Origin of the sequence: Chitinimonas taiwanensis DSM 18899 (genome assembly GCF_900119825.1) — a bacterium.
Classification (GTDB): Bacteria; Pseudomonadota; Gammaproteobacteria; order Burkholderiales; family Chitinimonadaceae; genus Chitinimonas; species Chitinimonas taiwanensis.
This window is the reverse complement of sequence record NZ_FPKR01000010.1, coordinates 130,198-147,032: the sequence shown is the minus strand read 5'-3', so window position 1 is coordinate 147,032 and position 16,835 is coordinate 130,198. Positions and strand designations below refer to the sequence as shown.

Sequence of the window (16,835 nt, the reverse complement as noted above, 5' to 3'; positions counted from 1 at the left end):
GGCGGCGGCATATTTCCGTCCGCCATCCAGCAAATCGGCCACCCAGGGTGGCCGATGTTAAGCAGGCAGAAACGGGGCTTAGTACACGTTGAACACGAAGTACTTACGCTGGATGTCCTTGTACACGCCATTGACCAGGATGGTAGCCAGCGCCTTGTTGAATTTGGCCTTCAACTCCTTGTCGCCCTTGCGCACGGCAATGCCCTGGCCTTCGCCGAAGTACTTGACATCGACCACGGCCGAACCCACCAGCTCGAAGCCCTTGCCGCGCGGGGTCTGCAGGAAGCCGTAGTAGCCAGCCACGGCATCGTCCATGACCAGGTCGATCTGACCATCGGCCAGCGCGTTATACATTTCCTCGGTGCTCTTGAAGCGGGTAATCGGCGAGGTGGCCGCGTACTTGGCCGACACATAGCGGTCGTAGGTGGTATCTACCTGTACCCCAATCTTCATGCCCGCCAGGCGCTTGGGGTTGATGAACACGAAGGGAATGCGGTGCGACTTGGCGAAGAAGAAGGCCGGGGTCTGCGCGTATTTATCGGTGAAATCCACCAGCTTCAGACGCTCCTGGGTGATGGACATCGAGGCCAGGATCGCATCGGTCTTCTTGTCGTTCAGGGCCGGAATCAGATCGTCCCACTCGAAGCGCACCAGCTTGCACTTGAGCTTCATCTCGGCGCATAGCGCATTGGCGATGTCCACATTGAAGCCGCGCAGATTGCCATTCGCATCCATGTCTTCAAAAGGCGGGAACTTGCCTTCCATGGCAATGCGGATTTCATCGGCGGCATGGGCCTGGCCCAGGGTCAGCGTCAACAGCAGCGGCAGAGCAAGAATCAGGGACTTCATGATGTAACGACTCCCGGGTGGAGAGGGTGGTTCGGTAAGTAGGGCGCGATTGCGGTAACAATCTTTGCGGCCTGCAAGCCTACGCGAGGGCGAGGGAAACGAATATATATACGGGCTTGCGCATGCTGCATCGCAACAGACAGCGTTGCATTCCACCAACACGCATACCGGTATGGTCCGCTTGCCGCCCTGGCCCCACGCGCTACAATCGGGCCATGCTCAGTGAACGCGCGCAAATCCTGCTCAAGACCCTGGTCGAACGCTATATCACCGAGGGGCAGCCGGTCGGTTCCCGCACCCTGTCCAAGTTTTCGGGGCTGGAACTCTCGCCGGCCTCGATCCGCAATGTGATGTCCGACCTAGAAGAACTCGGCCTGATCACCAGTCCGCACACCTCGGCCGGCCGCATCCCGACCGCGCGCGGCTACCGGCTGTTCGTCGACACCATGCTGACCATCCAGCCGCTGCAGCAGATGCAAATCCGCGAACTGGAGGGGCTGTTGTTGCCCGACAACCCGACCCGCGCGGTGGCTGCCGCCTCCAATCTACTCAGCCAGCTGACCGAATTCGCCGGCGTGGTGTTGACCCCGAAGCGGCGCGGTATCGCGCTGACCCAGGTGGAATTCCTGCGCCTGTCGGAAAAACGCCTGCTGCTGATCCTGGTGACGGCCGACGGCGATGTGCAGAACCGCATCCTGCTGACCGAGCGCGACTACAGCCCGAGCGAGCTGATCGAGGCGAGCAACTTCCTCAGCCAGCATTGCGCCGGACGCACGCTGGAGGAGGTGCGCGAGGTGATCTACCAGGAGCTGCGCCATCTGCAGGGCGATATCGCCTTCCTGATGAATGCCGCCGTGCAGGCCGGCAGCCAGGCAATGGCGGATGAGGCGAATCCGGTGGTGATCAGCGGCGAGCGCAATCTGCTGCGCGTGGATGATCTGTCCAATAATGTCGAGCGCCTGCGCCAGCTATTCCGCGTGTTCGAAGAAAAAACCGCCCTGCTGCAGCTCTTGGACAGCGGCCAGCGTGCCGCCGGTGTGCAGTTGTTCATTGGTGGCGAGGCCGGTATCGCCCCGCTCGACGACTGCTCGGTGGTGACCGCGCCCTATGAGGTCAATGGCCAGATTGTCGGTACGCTGGGCGTCATCGGCCCAACCCGCATGGCTTACGAGCGCGTGATCCCGATTGTGGACATCACCGCCAAGCTGCTCTCTTCCGCACTTTCGCATCAAGGCAGCTGAAGCACGCTGCCCATAAGACATGAGCGGCGCCAGGCCAAAGCCGGCGCGCCGCCAAGACAGGATGGAAACCGTTTTGCGCCTTGTTGCCTTCTTGCTCGCCCTGGCCGCGCTATGCGCCCAGGCCGACAGCCCCCCAGACCAGACCGCCCAGCCCGTGCCACAGCAGGACGAGGCCCCTGCCCTGCCGGTCGATGCCGACATCGACAGCATGCCGCCGGCCGATGAGGCCCAGCTGCCGCCCCCGCCGCCCTTTGCCGAGCGCGCCGATGTGCAGGCTTTCGTGGATGAACTGGCCTTGCAGCATGGCTTCAACCCACTGGTGCTGACCGAGCAGTTCCGCCAGGTCGATCTGCGCCCGAATATCCTGGCCATTTTCGACCGCCCGTCTACCAGCCGGCCCTATTACCAGTTCCGCCCCGACTTCGTGAACCCGACCCGCATCCGGCTGGGCGTGGAGTTCTGGCACAGCCATGCCGAGCTAATTGCCGCGGTGGCCGAGCAATACGGGGTGGAGCCTGAATACCTGGTCAGCATCCTTGGGGTGGAAACCCTGTGGGGGCGCAATACCGGCAAGTTCCGGGTGATGGATGTGCTGAGCACGGCTGCCTTCGACTACCCGCGCCGCGCCGACTTCTTCCGCAGCGAGCTGCGCGAGTTCCTCTTGCTCGCGCGCGAGGAAGGCAGCGATCCGTTCGGATTCCGCGGCAGCTATGCGGGCGCCATGGGCATGCCGCAATTCATGCCCTCGAGCTACCACCGCTTCGCCCAGGACTGGGATGGCGATGGCCACCGCGATATCCGCGACAACACCGGCGATATCCTGGCCAGCGTGGCCAATTACTTTGTCGCCCATGGCTGGGCCAAGGGCCAGCCGGTGCTGCTGCCTGCCCAGGTCGAGGGCGAAGCCTGGCAGCCGCTGGCGGCGGACAAGTTCAATCTGCATTACCGCATCAGCGAACTGGCGGCGTTTGGCGTGCGTAGCGCAGTCGCCGTGGAGGGTGACCCGCTGGCCGTGCTGGCGCCCTTGGAAAGTGCACCGGGTGTGACTGATTTCTGGTTGGGCCTAGGGAATTTCTACGCGCTGACGCGCTATAACCGCAGCACGCTATACGCGATGGCCGTGCATGAGCTGGCACTGGCCATCAAGGCCGCCTGGCTAGACCCCAGCCTGCTGCCGCCCAAGCCACAGCCGGTGGTGCGCAAGGCCAACAAGCGCAAGGCCAAGCAGGCCGTCAAGCGCAAGAAAGTGCGCCGCAAATAAGGTCTAGACCGGGCCTTGCTTGCCGTACAGGCGCGCATCGAAGCTGAAGCTGCGCGTGGGGCCGAGCTGCACCTGGGCAAAGGCCGGGTGGCGTGGATTGAGCACGATATTGCGGTTCTCCGGCACCAGGATGCTGGGCACCCACAGGCCGAGGTGCTCGCCCGCTTCCAGAAAGCGCTCGCCGATCTCCATACTGGCCGGCCCGGATGGCAGTGCATCCCACCCCAAGGGTAGGCTGGCCGGGTCGAGCGCCGCATACAGTGCATCCTGATCGGGCAGTTGCAGGCAGACCAGTACACGCTGCTGGCGGTCATGATTGCCGAGGTGGGCGAAGGTCTCCAGCGCGGCGGTGGCGGGGTCCATCGACGCATACACAGCGGGCAGGCCGATCGGGTTCCAGCGTCCACCATAGATGGCCGCGCCGCTGCCGCTCAAGTCACTCGCATAGCGGGCATCGCAGATACGCCAAGCGCGCATTTACAGCACGCCACCGTGGCGCAGACTGCCGAGGATGCGCCTTACCTGCTCGGCGCCCAAGGCGGTATCCAATAGGTCGATCGGCCGCTCGCCGCCCAGGGCAAAGTTATCACTACCCAGCCAGTCGGCCGCATGGTCGGCATCGCCCAGCGTGTCGCTGGCCAGTGCAAACACATCCGCGAGGCGATCCACCCGTTCCGAAGTCGACTGATCGAGCAGCTTCTGCTCGCGAATGAACTTGCTAGCCGTAGACGGCGGCAGGCCAATCACCTTGAAGACCTCGCCCTTCTGCAGCTTGAGCACATCGGGAATTTCCACCAACACCTGGGCCGGGAAGCCGGCGCGCATCTGCTGGATGCGCGTGCTGGGGCTGGTACGGGCATTGACCAGACGCTGAAACACGCCGTCCACCGCCTGGGCCGGCGCATGACCAAGATTGACGACTTTCATGCTCAGCACTCCTTGATTTGCTATATGTAGCAATTATAGCGCTAAAAATAGCCAATCACAGCGGAAGCTCGATATGAAAACGCCCACCGCAAGGGTGGGCGTGCAGACTGCCGGGCGGGGTGGCTTAGCGCGTACCCAGGCCGGCAAAGCTGTCGATATCCAGCAGCTCCCACTCGCTGCTCAGGTCCCAGCTGGCCGGGACGGCGGGCGGTACGCTGCCCTGCACGATGCCAGCCTTGCGGCGCAGGGTCTTGTTCAGCGTGCTGTGGCTGCCACTCTTCCACTCGGTACCCGGATCAAAGCCGACCTGGCCAATCGCATCGATGACCGCAGCGCGGTATTCCAGCGTCAGCGCATCATCACCATTGAAATTGGTCACCGCGCTGACCACGCTGCCCGCCACGCTGCCGGCAAACTGCGCATGCACAAGCACCAGAGTCTGCCCGGCTGTCAAGCTGCCGCTCAGCGCCTGGGTCTGGGTGGCCGTGGTGGCGCCATTGCTATACAGCTTGACGCTGTAATCGGACAGATCGACCGCCGTGCTGGAAGGGTTATAGATTTCCAGCGCCTTATTGTTGCTACTACCCTCCACATACTCGCTGAAGAACAAGGCCGCGCCGCTGGCCGGTGGCGTGGCCGCGCTGATGGTCAGGGTGGCGCTACGCGTTGCGCTCAGGCCGCCGGCGCCGCTCAGCACCAGGCTGACCGTGTAGTTGCCGGCAGCGGCATAAGTGTGGCTGGCGCTGCTGGCAGTCAGGGCCAGGCTTTCCTGGGTACCATCGCCCCAGTCCACGCTCAACGCGCTGCCATCCTGGGCGCTGATGGCACTGATACTGACCGCGCTGCCCACGCTGCCACTGCTAGGCAGGGTGGCGTTCAGGCTGGGCGCGATAACCGGCGCGTCCGCATTCAGATTCAGGCCCACCAGCACCGGGTCGTGATCGGACGAGCGATACGGGGTAGCGGCATAGCGGTCGTCGGTCTTGAACTCGGTGTTGTAGTCGAGTACCAGCGGCTCTTCCGCATTCACATGCCACACGGTCACGCCGCTGATCTGGCTACGCAGGCTGCTGCTGGCAAAGGCATGGTCCAGCGCACCGCTCTCGCCCGAGAACACATAGGTGTAGCGCTCGGTGGTCGGCAGGCGCTTGAGCAGCGCCTCATGTCCAGCCGCTTCCAGGGTCTTGATCGGGTCCTCGTTCAGATAGGCATTGAAGTCGCCCACCATCAGCACATCCGCCTCACCCGACTGCTGGCTCAGCGTGGCCACCCAGTTCTTCAGCGCCGTGGCCTGCGTGGTGCGCGCGGCATTCCAGCAGCCCTGGCCCTGGTCGAGGTTCACATCGCCGGCAGCGCTTGGGCAGGAACCCTTGCTCTTCAGATGGTTGACCACCAGCCAGAAGCTGCCGTTATTGCTCAGCGCGGCAAAGCGCTGCGCCACCGGCGGGCGCAGGCCGCCGGCCACTTCGAAGCCTGGATCATTCGGCACCTGCGGGCTGCCGATCGGCTTGAGCTTGGCGGGCTTGTAGAGCATGGCCACCGTGATCGCATCACTACCCGGCTTACCGGCATCGATATAGGCATAGGTGCCGGCGCCGAGCTTGGTATTCACCGCGGCGGCCAGGTCGGCCAAGGCCAGCGTGCCATTGTTCTCGATCTCCATCAGACCGAGCGCATCGGCATTCAGGCCGATGATGGTTTCCACCAGCTTGGCGCGCTGGCGCTGGAATTCAGCCTCATTATTCGCGCCGCGCTGGCCCAGGGTGGTGAAGTAATTGAGCACATTCAGGCCGCTGGCGCGGATCTGGCCGCCCACATTCAGCGGCGCGGCCGGGCGCGGATTGCTGGCGGTGAACACCGGCGCGACGGTCGGATGCACACGGAAGGCATCGGCACCCCAGCTCAGTACACCCTGCACGCTGTTCAAGGTGTCGCCAACCCGCCGCGTTCCGCTGTTATCAGCGGCGGACAGATAGGGAATCGGCTTGGGGTTCTGGATGCTGCGCCCGTCGTCGAGCACGATGCGCGCCAAGGCATTGGCGGCATTGATCTCGGCCGGCGTGGCGGCGCTGGGGTGATTATTGGCCTGAAACAGGCGCCCACCGGCCGACAACAGCAGCTCGCCATAGCGACCGAGCTGGTAGACCTCGCTGACAGTCAGCATCTGGTTGAACGCCACCAGCATGCCCTCGCTCGCTTCCAGCGCATCCTTGTTTGCCAGCGGCAGCTTGATCAGCTGCGGCGCAATGCGCGGGCCAGCGCCACAGACGGTGATTGCACTGACCTCGCTCAGCTCGGTCAGGCGCTCCGCCTCATTGCTACCGCTCTTGAATTCCACCACCTTGCCACTGACCTGCACATAGTCGCCCTGCTTCACATCAGCACCGCCCGGCGCGTACACGAACAGGCCGTCCGAGGTCAGCGGGTCCTTATCGGCATCCGGCTGCTGGATGAAGAAGCCCTTGAGCTGGTCATCAGCCTGGAAATCGGCGGTCACCACACCGCGCACGCTGACCAGTTGGTCAGCCAGCGGGCTGAGCTTGCCGCTACCCTGGATGGCATTGATGGTGCGCAGGGTATTCGGCGCAGCTGCGCAGCTGGGCAAGGGCTGCACCGGCGGTACTGGCGGGGTGTCGGTCTCGTCTTCGCTACAGGCGGCCAAGAGGCCAAGCAGCAAGAGGCTGGTAGTGGCGCGCAGGGCGCCGCGGGTGAATCGGCTGGGCATGTCTCTCTCCTCGATGCCGGCCTCCGAAGGGAATGGGGCCAGCGATAAAGGCGAGCATGCTAAGTGGCAGGGATGACAGGGGCATCACCGGCGCGCTACGCCGGCGTGACAGCCAGATGACGCGCCAATCAAACGCTAATATTGGCAGGCGGGTCGGGCAGCTTGACGATCTGCAGCGTATGTCGGCCAGCCAGGAAGCGCGTCAGTATCCGGTAGCTGTCCACATCGAATTCGGCCTGCGGTGGGTCGGCCAGCAAGGCCTGCAGCGCTTCCTCGCTGCTTACCGTGCCCAGATAGGCCCAGTGGTCGAACACATGCCAGTCACTGGCCACGCTGGCCTCATCCTGCTCGCGCAGCGCCACGCGGCCGCCAAACGGCCAGCGCTGCAGCTTGACCTTGGCCAGAATGGCCGCAAGGCGCGCCTGGTGGCTGAGCAAGGGCTCCTTGCCCACGCAGGCACCGCGGCAGCGTCCTACCTGCATGCCAAAGCAGGGGTTGCCGCGCCGCTTGCCCGTTTTCTCCAGCCCAAGTGCCACCAGGCAGAGCTTGTTGGCATCGGCAATCTTCTTCAGCGTATTACTGGCCTCGCGCTGGCTCGCGTACAGACCATACAGATGCGCTTCGCGGCCGAAATCCACCTCGGCTGCCGACACCAGCTCGGGCCAGGCGCTGCCGTCGGCATTTGGCTGGTAGCGCCAGCTGAACAGGTCCTGCGTGCGGCGCAGCGCCTGGTTGTACAAGGGCTGCAGCTGCTTGATCAGCCGCGCCTCGGTCAGCAGCGAGCCGAGTTCACCGGCAGTGGAAATCCATTCGATACGCTTCACCTGCTGGCTGAGCTGACGCTCCTTGTCCACGCGCAGATCGGCGCCGAAATGGGCGAGCACGCGCTTCTTCAAGGTCACGCTCTTGCCCACATACAGCGGCAGCGCGTTCTCGCCATAGAAGAGGTAAACGCCATGCCCCTCCGGCATGCTGTCCACCAGCTCGGGGTCGATGCCAGGCGGCAGGCTGGCCTGGCGGCTCACCGCTTGCAGGGCGGCCTCGAGCGCTACATCGCCATGCTCGGCGCGCAGCTTGACCAGGAAGCGGTAGATCAGCCGCGCGTCAGTCAGCGCACGGTGGCGCTCGCCGTCCACCAAGAGGCCATTGCGGGCCGCCACCGCGTCCAGATTGTGCTTGTACTCGGCCGGGAACAGCTTCTTGGACAGCTTGACCGTGCAGACGGTGCGCGCGCGAAACGCCATCCCAACCCGCTGGAATTCATTTTTCAGAAAGCCGTAGTCGAAGCGCGCATTGTGCGCAACGAACACCCTGCCCTGCAGGCGCTCGTGCAGATTGGCTGCCAGCTCGGCAAAGCTGGGCGCATCGGCCACCATCGCATCGCTGATGCCGGTCAGCGTGGTGATAAAGGGCGGGATAGCCGTCTGTGGATTGACCAGAGTGCTCCATTCCTGCACCTGCTCGCCATCCCATTCCACCACGCCCACCTCGGTGATGCGGTCGCGCTGCGCATTCGCGCCGGTGGTTTCCAGGTCGACGAAAACAAAGGGTTGGGCAAGCAGATCGGGCATGGGAGACGCAGGGTGGATTAATCGAACAGCCAGGAGTAGAGCACATCCACGGCACTGGTCTCGCCAGCGCTGAGCGCCACCGAGACGCGGCGGGTCAGCTGGTAGGTAAGCTTGACCGCCGAACTGACCCCGTCGAGGCCCTGCTCATAACTGACATAGGCCTTGTCGGACAGGCGCTTGCCCAGGCTGATCACCCGGCCGCTCAGTGCATTACCGCTGGTATCGGTGTCGGTGCTATAGGTTTCCGAGCGACCGATGCTGATATCGTCCAGACCAAAGGTGCTGGCCAGCTGCTGGCGCAGGCTGACTGACTCGCCGGCGGTGAACAGCGCATCGGCTGCGGTCAGCAAGAGGTCAGCATCGCCCTGGTTGCCGCTGCTGCCGGTGCCGCGCCCAAGGATCAGCCAGCTCAGCTTCTCGCTGTCCGGCATTGCCTCTTCCGAGGTCAGCGTGACGCGCGGCGCGAGTGCCGTGCCGACGATCTTCACCCCCACTTCCTGGGGCAGGTTCTTGCGGATGGCCAGGATGTCCAGGGCCGGATTATCCAGTGGCCCCTGGAAGGTGATGATGCCGCGGGTGATACTCAGATTCTGGCCATAGGCGGCATAGCGGCCCTCCTCCACCTTGATCGCCCCGCTGGCGTTCAGCGGCTGGGTGGGGCTGGACGCAAGGCGCACGAGACCCGCCATGCGCGCATCCACACCCGCCCCCTTGAAGATGAATTTCTGCCCGAGGTCGAGATCGAGGCGCAGGGTGAGCAGGGTCGGCTTGCTGGCCACCCGGTTTGGATCAGTGCGGCCCTTGATGATCACATCGTCGCCGAGCTTAGCTGCGCCGCCCTTAGGCAGTTCGATCAGGCCCTCGTCGGCGGTCAGCTTGCCGGTCAGCGTCAACGCCTCACCCTGCACACCCAGTACGGTCTGGCCCGATACCACCAGATTACGGTCAGGACGGGTCAGCGCGCCGAATTGTTTGAAGTTCACCGTCAGGCCGCCCTCCGGCCCCGCGTCGCGCAACGACATGCGTCCGGCCGCCGTGGCCTCGCCTTTGCCGGCCTTGATCACGAAGGTGGACAGCTGGGCGGTATCGCCGTCCAGCGTCGCCTCGAGCTGGCCTTCGCGCCAGCTCACGCCGGCATCGGGCAAGCGCAGCGCCACATCCTGGGCCGATAGGCGGCCAAACAGGCGCGGCGCGCCAATCTCGCCCGCCGCGCTGATTTCGGCCGACAGCTTGCCCTCCACCTTGGCAGTGGGCCCAAGCAGCGGGCCCAACCAGGCCAGTGAGGGTATTTCCGCATTCAGCCGCCCTTCCAGCGCCGCCCCGCGCGCCGGACGCCAGCCGGCCTCGCTACGCTCGAAGCGGCTATAGAAGGCGCCAGTGGCACTGCCGAAGGCGGCCGACTGCAAGTCAAGCGCCACACCAGCCTGCACGCCGTTCAGGTTCAGCGCCACTTTGGCGGCGGTCAGCTTGAGCGGCTGCGGCTTGATGGTTGGGTCGTCCACCGATAGCGAGAGATCGCCGGACTGGCGTTCCACCACCAGCCGGCCGGCCAGCAACTGATCACCGCTCAGGTCGAAATCGGCCGCCAGCACCAGGTCGGTGGCCAGGCGTTTTTGCAGCGCGGGCAGGCGCGCCAGCCATTCCTTCAGCGCCACATCGCGCAGCTGGCCCTGGGCGGTAAAGCGCCCGGCCTGCCAGCTGGCACGGCGCACCTGCACCTTGGCACCCACGGCCAGTGCATCAAGGCCGAGCACCTCGCCGCCATCCTGGCGCAAGCTGAGCTGGGCCGGCGCATTCAGGCGCAGCGGCCAGGTGCCGCCGTTCTCCAGCGTCTGCACGCTACCGCGCCAGCCCTGCGCATCCAGGCCACCGTTCGCATTCAGCAGCAGCTCGATCTGCTGCGCATACCCGCTGCCCTGGCCGCGCAGGGCAATCGTATGTGCGGCCTGGGTGCCGGCCACTTCCAGATGCAGGCTGGGCACGGTGACGTCCGGCCCGGCCAGGCCGCTCACATCGAGCAGCAGATTGAGTGGGCTGGCCGCCGGCTTGCTGGGCGAGGCATCCAGGCGTGCCTGCAGATTGGCCTGGCCGAGCGCGAAGCCACCCGGCATGCGCAGACTATTCGCCTGGGCGCGGCCTTCGATACTCGGGCGTTCCAGGCTGCCGGCCAGGGTCAGCTTGGCATCCAGGCGGCCATGAAAACCCGGCCCGAAATCGCCCACATCAGGCAGGGAAAAATCCACCAGCAGACGGTCACCAGGCCGGCCAAACGCACCGCTGGCCTTCAGCACATTTGCGCCCAGGCTTAGATCAAGCGCCACATTCTGCACATGCTGACCGCGCCAGCCCGCTCGCAGACTGCCAGCCAGTGCTTGCTGGTTCAGCTGGCTGGGCAGGAAGTCCAGACGGATATCGGCTTGCTGTGGCGCGCCAAGGCGGCCGCGCGCACTCAGCTTGGCATTCAGGGCGCCCGCGGGCAGCGGCTGGCCGAGCAGTTTGCTCAACGCAGCCGGGTCGAACTTGGCCAGCTCGCCCTGGAATTCGAATGCCTGCTCACCCGCCAGGCCGAGCCGGCCTTGTGCGCTCAGACTGCCCGGCCCACTGCTGAGCACGACACGTGTAGCACGCAACTGGCGCTGCGCGTCGCTGCCTTCCAGGCCGGCCTCCAGCTGCAGACCCAGACGCGCATCGCCCAGCTTGGCTTGCAGCTGCGGCGCCTGTGGCGTGCCGCGTAGCGCCAGCTGACCCGAGATCGGCCAGTCCGGGCCACCCAATGTACGCGGGTCGAGCTGGCGTAGATTGGCCGTCAGATCGAGCGCGGTCAGGCTAGCGCTGCCGCTCAAGCCAAGTTGGCCGCCGGCAGCATCCGCCTGCAGGCTGCGGATGCGCAGCTGGTCGGCATTCAGCAGCAGCTCGGCCTTCAGCTCGCTCAAGGGCAGGCGCGCCTCGGGCAGCTTGCCGGCCAGCGTATTGCGCAAGGCGAGCTGGGCAAGCACCGCCTCGCCAGCAGGCTTGGCATCCAGGCCGATATCGAGCGCCGTGCGCGGCAACTCGGGCGCCAGCGCCTGCAGGTTCAGCCCTGCGGTTTGCAGGCGGCCCGCCTGCAGCATGGCCCAGGGCGAGCTGGCCAGCGGTGCCAGGTAGAGATCGAAATCCGCACGGAAGGGTTCAGCTTGCTCCCCTACCGGACGCAGCTGGCCGCTGGCCTTGCCGATCAGATGCAGCTTTTCCAGGCTGTTGGCCAATTGCACATCCAGCTGCCAGGGGGTCTTGGGCTGACTGCCCTGCAGGGCCAGCTGGCCCTGCAGCTTGAACGGGCGCGCACCAGCCAGCTGCAGCTGGCCATGGCCAGCAAACCACGGCGTCTGCGCGCTGATCAGCTGTACTTGGTGCTGCTCACCATTGCTGCTCGCGTGCAACAGCACTTGCGACAATACGGTCTGGCCATCCACCACCAAACTCGCCAGGCTGGCCTGCTCGATCTTGACGGCCAGCGGCAGGCTCAGGCTGTCGGGCACCGTGCTCGGCTCATTGCTGGGCTGGCTGTGCACTGCCAGCTTGCCCAGCGCCAATTGCTCGATAGCCAGTTCACCCGACAAGAGGCGCGCCGGCTGCCAGCGCAGCTCGGCCCGGTCGAGACTCAGCTGCAGGCTGGCGGTGTTGACCTGGATGCCCCCCAGCACCAGGCGCTGCCAGAGCGTGCCTTCCACCGTGTCCACCTGCAGCACGCCACCCGACAGCCGCTCGGCCAGCTTGAACAGCTGGCGCGTGCCCTGCGGGCTGAGTGCGAGTAGCACCAGGGCGCCCAAGAGCGCCACCAGACTGAACAGGCTCAGTTCCAGCCAGAGTGGGCCGAAGCGGAAGCGCCGACGCGGCTTGGCGGGCACGGAGTCCGGTTGCGTATCGGGCGAGGGTGTCGGCTGTTCGGCCATCTTAAAACCCTACGCCCAGCGAAAAATGGATACGGGTGCGGCGCGCTTCTACGCCGCGGGCCAGATCAAGCGCAAACGGGCCGACCGGGCTGATCCAGCGCGCGCCCAGGCCATAGCCGCGGTAGGCCTTGAAATTGGTCCAGTCGAGCGCCGCGCCGCCAAAGTCGGCGAACACCGCCGCGCGCCAGCGGTCGACGATCTTGTGCTGATATTCGGCGCTGGCGGTGGCCAGCACACGTCCGCCCAACACGGCGCCCTCGTCCTGCACGCCCAGGCTCTGGTATTTGTAGCCGCGCACCGAGTTGGCACCACCAGCGCGGAACAGCCACTTGGTCGGCACATCGGCGCTATCTTCCGCCAGCACCTGGCCGGCCTCACCGCGCAGCAGCCACAGGCCGCGCTCGCCCGCCGGGTGATACCAGGCGATGCGGCCCCAGGCGCGCAGGAAGTCGGTGTCGGACAGCGCCGCGCGCGTGGCGCCAGCCAGCTGCCAGCTCATCACCGTGCCACGCTGCGGATCGTTCAGATTGTCCAGATCGCGCTGGGTCCAGCTTTGCGAGGGAATCAGCGCGCGTGCGCGGTTCTTTTCCTCGCCGTCCGAGGTCATGCGCCGCGTGGTTTCACGCGTGTATTGCAGCGCCTGGGTCACTTCGATCTCGCCGCGCAGACGCGTGCGCTGCACCCCAAAGGTATGGGTCCAGCTATCGAGGCCCGACACATCCGAGTGCTCGACCTTATAGGCGGAGGAATAGCGGTAACGCTTCTCGTCCGGCGGTAGCTCCACGCCCAGATTGAAGCTCTGCTCTTCCTTTTGCAGATCGAGCCCGGTGCTGCCTATCCAGCCCAGGCGGCGCAGATTGGTATAGCGGTAGGCCAGGCTGCCGCGCGGACCCTTGTCGGTATCAAAACCCAGGCCGATATCGGTCTTGCGCGCCGGCGCCTCGACCAGCTCGACCCGTACCGGCACATCCGCGGGCTGGGCCGGGTCAAGCGGCATATCCATGAAGACGCTGGAGAAATATGGGGTGTTCTGCAGCTCGGTCTGAAAGTCGAGCAGCTTTTGCTGGCTATAGCCCTCGCCCGGGCGGAAAGTGACCATGCGCTCGACCAGCTTGCGCGGGTATTTGTTCAGGCCATTGATCTGCAGCTCGCCGAAGGTGAAACGTGGGCCGGAATCAAATAGCACGCTCAGCTCGGCAGAGGGGCGCTCCGGGTCGATCTCGGCACGACTCTCGCGGATCTTGGCGGCGGGAAAGCGGTCGATGATCAGCGCCTGCAAGCCACGCCGCTTGGCTGAATCCCAGTCGGACTGGGTGAACGGCGCACCAATCGGCAAGGGCCAGACCTCGATCAGCTCGGCCCAGCGCGGGCGGAAGTCCGGCTCGTCACGTATCGCCCCGGCCACCTGCAGGTCCACGTCAAAGATCAGTGCCTCGGCGCCCGGCTCCACCTTGAAGCGCGCCAGCCAGCCCTTGCCATCCGGCTGCAGGCTGGACTCGATGCGCGGCTTGAAATAGCCAAGCGGCCCAAGCAGCTTCTCGATCTCGGCCGGCGTCGCCTCGTACAAGCGGCTCAGCTGCTCTTGGTCGATATAGTCATTGCCGCGCCAGCGCAGAATGCCCAGATTATCTTCCAGCAGTTTCTCGATGGCCGAGGGCGCATCGATGCGCACATCGTAGTCCACACCCGCCGCGTAGCCTGGCACAGCCAGACAAAGCGGCAGCAGATAGCAAAGAGGGAGGACATAGGAGCGGTGCACGGCAGGCAGTGTAGCCAGCCCGCGCCGGGTCGTCATGGGCCTTATCGCCTGCTTCAATTCAACACCCTACAAAACAGTGACTTGCACGATATTCGGCATGCAGCACGCCCAGAAGCGGAGCTAAACTGTGAACAGGCCGTGGCTTATATACAGCCAGGAGTAGACCGGTGAGCATCGCAGGGGTTTCCAGCAGCAGTGCATCTCTTGCTTACAGCAGCATGCGCCTGCACTCGCCCGGCTGTACCTGCTCGCTGTGTAGCCCGCAGCCGGTGGAAAGCACGCGCAGCGTGCAGGTCAGCGCAAACGGACGTAGCCAGGAAGAGGCCGACAGCGGCCGGCTCAGCGAAGAAGAGCTGGCCCAGGTGCGCCAGCTCCAGGCACGTGACCGGGCCGTGCGCCAGCATGAGCAGGCGCATATGAGTGCCGCGGCGGGCCTCGCCACCTCGGGGCCTAGCTACACCTATCAACGCGGTCCGGATGGCATCAATTACGCGATCGGCGGCGAGGTGAGCATTGATGTCTCGCCCGGCCGTACACCGGAAGAAACGCTGGAAAAGGCCAAGACCATAGAACGCGCCGCCCTGGCCCCGAAGGACCCTTCCGGCGCCGACCGGGCCGTGGCTGCCCAGGCGCGCAATATGGCCCAAGAGGCCCAGCAGGAGATTGCCGTGCAGGCCGCGCAAGGCGAGCAGGCAGATAGTGCGGCAGCCCGCACGCCCGGCAGCGCAGCGGCCCAGGACACGCCCTCCCCCACACAGGAGCGCGCTCCAACGGCCCGGTCGGCGCAGGAACGCATCGCCGAACGCTATACACAGGACCGCTACTTCAGCCGCGACCTGGCCCTGATCAGCACCTATGCCTGAGGCACACCGGCTTAGGTCAGCGCACGTCCCTCAGCGGTAAACCCCCTCGAACGCCACGCTGCCATCAGGCGCCATGCGAAAGCCCTGCACATCGGCACGGTGCGGGATATAGACAGTGGAATGCGCGAAGGTGATCCACGGCCGCTCGCGCTTGAAGATCAGCTGTGCCTGCTGGTAGAGCTGATTGCGCTGGGTCACATCAGTACTGGCCCGCGCTGCTTCCAGTAAACGGTCGAACTCGGCATTGCAGAAACGTGTACCACCCTCGCTGGCCGCGCAGGACAGGCTAGGTGTCAGAAAATCGTCCGCATCGCCGGTATCGCCCGACCAGCCGCTCATATAGATATCGTGCTCGCCGCGCTTGGCGCGCTTCAGATACTCACCCCACTCATAGGTCTTGATCGTGGTCTGCACGCCGATCTTGGCCCAGTCCTGCTGCAACATCTGCGCAAGCAGCTGGCCATTCGGATTGGTCGGCCGCGCAATCGGCAGCGCCCACAGCTCGATCTGCAAACCCTTGGCGAAGCCGGCCTTGGCCAGCAGCGCGCGCGCCCGGGCAGGGTTGTACTCATTTTTCAGGCTGTGGTTATAGCCGGGCACCGCTGGCGGAAACGCGCTAACCGCCTGCATGGCATCACCGCGCGGAAACAGGGCCTTGAAGATCGCCGCGCGGTCGACCGCGATATCCAGCGCCTCGCGCACCTCGCGGATACGGGTTGGGCTGCGCTGCATATTGAAGGCCAGATAGGACACATTCAGCGCCTGGATCTTCTGCAGCACGATGTCCTTGCGCGCCGCCAGCGCGTCGACATCAATATCGCGAATGGGCGCGGTGATATGGCATTCGCCACCCAGCAGCTTCTGCACGCGCACATTCGGGTCGCGGGCGATCAGGAACAGCAGCTTGTCGGTACGCTGCGGCGCGCCCCAGTAGTCGGGATTGGCCTCCATGCGCACCACCTCGTCCTTGCGATAGCTGACGAAGCGGTACGGCCCGGTACCGACCGGATAGTTGTTGAGCTGACTGGCCTGCCCGCGCGCCAGCAGCTGGCCCGCATACTCGGCCGACTGGATGCCGGCGAAGGCCATGGCGAAATAGCTGGGGAAGACCACATTCGGCTTGTGCAGGGTGAAGCGCACCGTCATCGCATCCAGCTTTTCCAGCTTGGCGATCATGCCGGCGAGACCCAGGTTTTCCGGGTAGACGAAGTAGCCGGGCAAAGCGCGGTTGAACGGGTGCTCAGGCTGGATGAAGCGGCCGAAGGTGAACAGCACATCATCGGCATTCAGCGCGCGGCTGGGGTTGAACCAGGCAGTGCGCTGGAAACGCACATTCGGGCGCAGGGTGAAGGTGAACACGCGCGCATCGGGCGAAACCGTCCATTTGCTGGCCAGTAGTGGCTCTAGCTGGGTGGTGCCGCGCTTGAAGCCCAGCAGGCCCTGGAAGATCTGCCCGGTCACATTGCCGGTGCCGGCCGAATCCCACAGGCCGGGGTCGAAGCCTTCCGGGCTTGCATCGGCGCAGTAGATCAGCGGCTTGGCCGCCAGCGGCAGGTTGAACAGCAAGGCGGCCAGGGCGGCCAGCAGAATGGGTTTACGCATCCGGATATCCGCGCAGGGCATCAAAGACCGCCAGCTTGCGATAGAGCGCCCCAGGCTGACAAGCCACTGATACACCAAGCCTCACTTGGCCTGGCGCGGCGCGCG

11 protein-coding genes are annotated in these 16,835 nt (G+C 64.9%); 3 read left to right on the top strand and 8 right to left on the bottom strand.

The features are described 5' to 3' along the window. Positions 1-78: 78 nt before the first annotated feature. A complete protein-coding gene (locus tag BT173_RS13335; RefSeq protein WP_072429156.1) occupies positions 79-849 on the bottom strand; it encodes a transporter substrate-binding domain-containing protein in 771 nt (256 codons plus the stop codon). A 215-nt stretch (positions 850-1,064) separates the two neighbouring features. Here BT173_RS13335 and hrcA point away from each other — a divergent pair, with 215 nt between their 5' ends. Continuing rightward, positions 1,065-2,090 carry a heat-inducible transcriptional repressor HrcA gene (gene hrcA / locus BT173_RS13330; protein WP_072429155.1) on the top strand — a complete coding sequence of 342 codons (1,026 nt, stop codon included), beginning with the start codon at positions 1,065-1,067 and terminating at the stop codon, positions 2,088-2,090. A 73-nt stretch (positions 2,091-2,163) separates the two neighbouring features. Continuing rightward, positions 2,164-3,351: a lytic murein transglycosylase B gene (gene mltB / locus BT173_RS13325; RefSeq protein WP_072429154.1), complete on the top strand. Its 1,188-nt coding sequence runs from the start codon at positions 2,164-2,166 to the stop codon at positions 3,349-3,351. 3 nt (positions 3,352-3,354) lie between these two features. Here the strand turns inward: mltB and BT173_RS13320 are convergent, their stop codons facing one another. The 6 genes from BT173_RS13320 to BT173_RS13295 all read right to left on the bottom strand — a co-directional run bounded on the left by BT173_RS13320 (position 3,355) and on the right by BT173_RS13295 (position 14,301). Then, a complete protein-coding gene (locus BT173_RS13320) occupies positions 3,355-3,828 on the bottom strand; it encodes an RES family NAD+ phosphorylase (RefSeq protein WP_072429153.1) in 474 nt (157 codons plus the stop codon). After that, a complete protein-coding gene (locus BT173_RS13315; protein ID WP_072429152.1) occupies positions 3,829-4,278 on the bottom strand; it encodes an Xre family toxin-antitoxin system antitoxin in 450 nt (149 codons plus the stop codon). A gap of 124 nt (positions 4,279-4,402) precedes the next feature. After that, positions 4,403-7,003, bottom strand: a complete 2,601-nt coding sequence (locus BT173_RS13310; protein ID WP_072429151.1) for an ExeM/NucH family extracellular endonuclease — start codon at positions 7,001-7,003, stop codon at positions 4,403-4,405. A 128-nt stretch (positions 7,004-7,131) separates the two neighbouring features. After that, complete coding sequence (locus BT173_RS13305) at positions 7,132-8,574, bottom strand: exonuclease domain-containing protein (protein ID WP_072429150.1); 1,443 nt, start codon at positions 8,572-8,574, stop codon at positions 7,132-7,134. Positions 8,575-8,591: 17 nt separating this feature from the next. Continuing rightward, the gene (locus BT173_RS13300; RefSeq protein ID WP_072429149.1) at positions 8,592-12,506 is read right to left on the bottom strand and encodes a translocation/assembly module TamB domain-containing protein; all 3,915 of its coding nucleotides are present in this window, start codon (positions 12,504-12,506) and stop codon (positions 8,592-8,594) included. A 1-nt stretch (position 12,507) separates the two neighbouring features. Continuing rightward, on the bottom strand, positions 12,508-14,301 hold the full coding sequence (locus tag BT173_RS13295; RefSeq protein WP_084658584.1) for an autotransporter assembly complex protein TamA: 1,794 nt from the start codon (positions 14,299-14,301) through the stop codon (positions 12,508-12,510). Between the two features lie 131 nt (positions 14,302-14,432). Here BT173_RS13295 and BT173_RS13290 point away from each other — a divergent pair, with 131 nt between their 5' ends. After that, complete coding sequence (locus tag BT173_RS13290) at positions 14,433-15,128, top strand: putative metalloprotease CJM1_0395 family protein (RefSeq protein ID WP_245794178.1); 696 nt, start codon at positions 14,433-14,435, stop codon at positions 15,126-15,128. Positions 15,129-15,158: 30 nt separating this feature from the next. Here BT173_RS13290 and BT173_RS13285 read toward each other — a convergent pair whose 3' ends face one another. Next, a complete protein-coding gene (locus tag BT173_RS13285) occupies positions 15,159-16,730 on the bottom strand; it encodes an ABC transporter substrate-binding protein (protein WP_072429146.1) in 1,572 nt (523 codons plus the stop codon). Between the last annotated feature and the right edge of the window lie 105 nt (positions 16,731-16,835).

Bases quoted from the DNA above. Each gene is read 5' to 3' on its own strand.
- BT173_RS13335 (WP_072429156.1), bottom strand. From the start codon at position 849: ATGAAGTCCCTGATTCTTGCTCTGCCGCTGCTGTTGACGCTGACCCTG.
- hrcA (WP_072429155.1), top strand. From the start codon at position 1,065: ATGCTCAGTGAACGCGCGCAAATCCTGCTCAAGACCCTGGTCGAACGC.
- BT173_RS13320 (WP_072429153.1), bottom strand. From the start codon at position 3,828: ATGCGCGCTTGGCGTATCTGCGATGCCCGCTATGCGAGTGACTTGAGC.
- BT173_RS13315 (WP_072429152.1), bottom strand. From the start codon at position 4,278: ATGAAAGTCGTCAATCTTGGTCATGCGCCGGCCCAGGCGGTGGACGGC.
- BT173_RS13310 (WP_072429151.1), bottom strand. From the start codon at position 7,003: ATGCCCAGCCGATTCACCCGCGGCGCCCTGCGCGCCACTACCAGCCTC.
- BT173_RS13305 (WP_072429150.1), bottom strand. From the start codon at position 8,574: ATGCCCGATCTGCTTGCCCAACCCTTTGTTTTCGTCGACCTGGAAACC.
- BT173_RS13300 (WP_072429149.1), bottom strand. From the start codon at position 12,506: ATGGCCGAACAGCCGACACCCTCGCCCGATACGCAACCGGACTCCGTG.
- BT173_RS13295 (WP_084658584.1), bottom strand. From the start codon at position 14,301: ATGACGACCCGGCGCGGGCTGGCTACACTGCCTGCCGTGCACCGCTCC.
- BT173_RS13285 (WP_072429146.1), bottom strand. From the start codon at position 16,730: ATGCGTAAACCCATTCTGCTGGCCGCCCTGGCCGCCTTGCTGTTCAAC.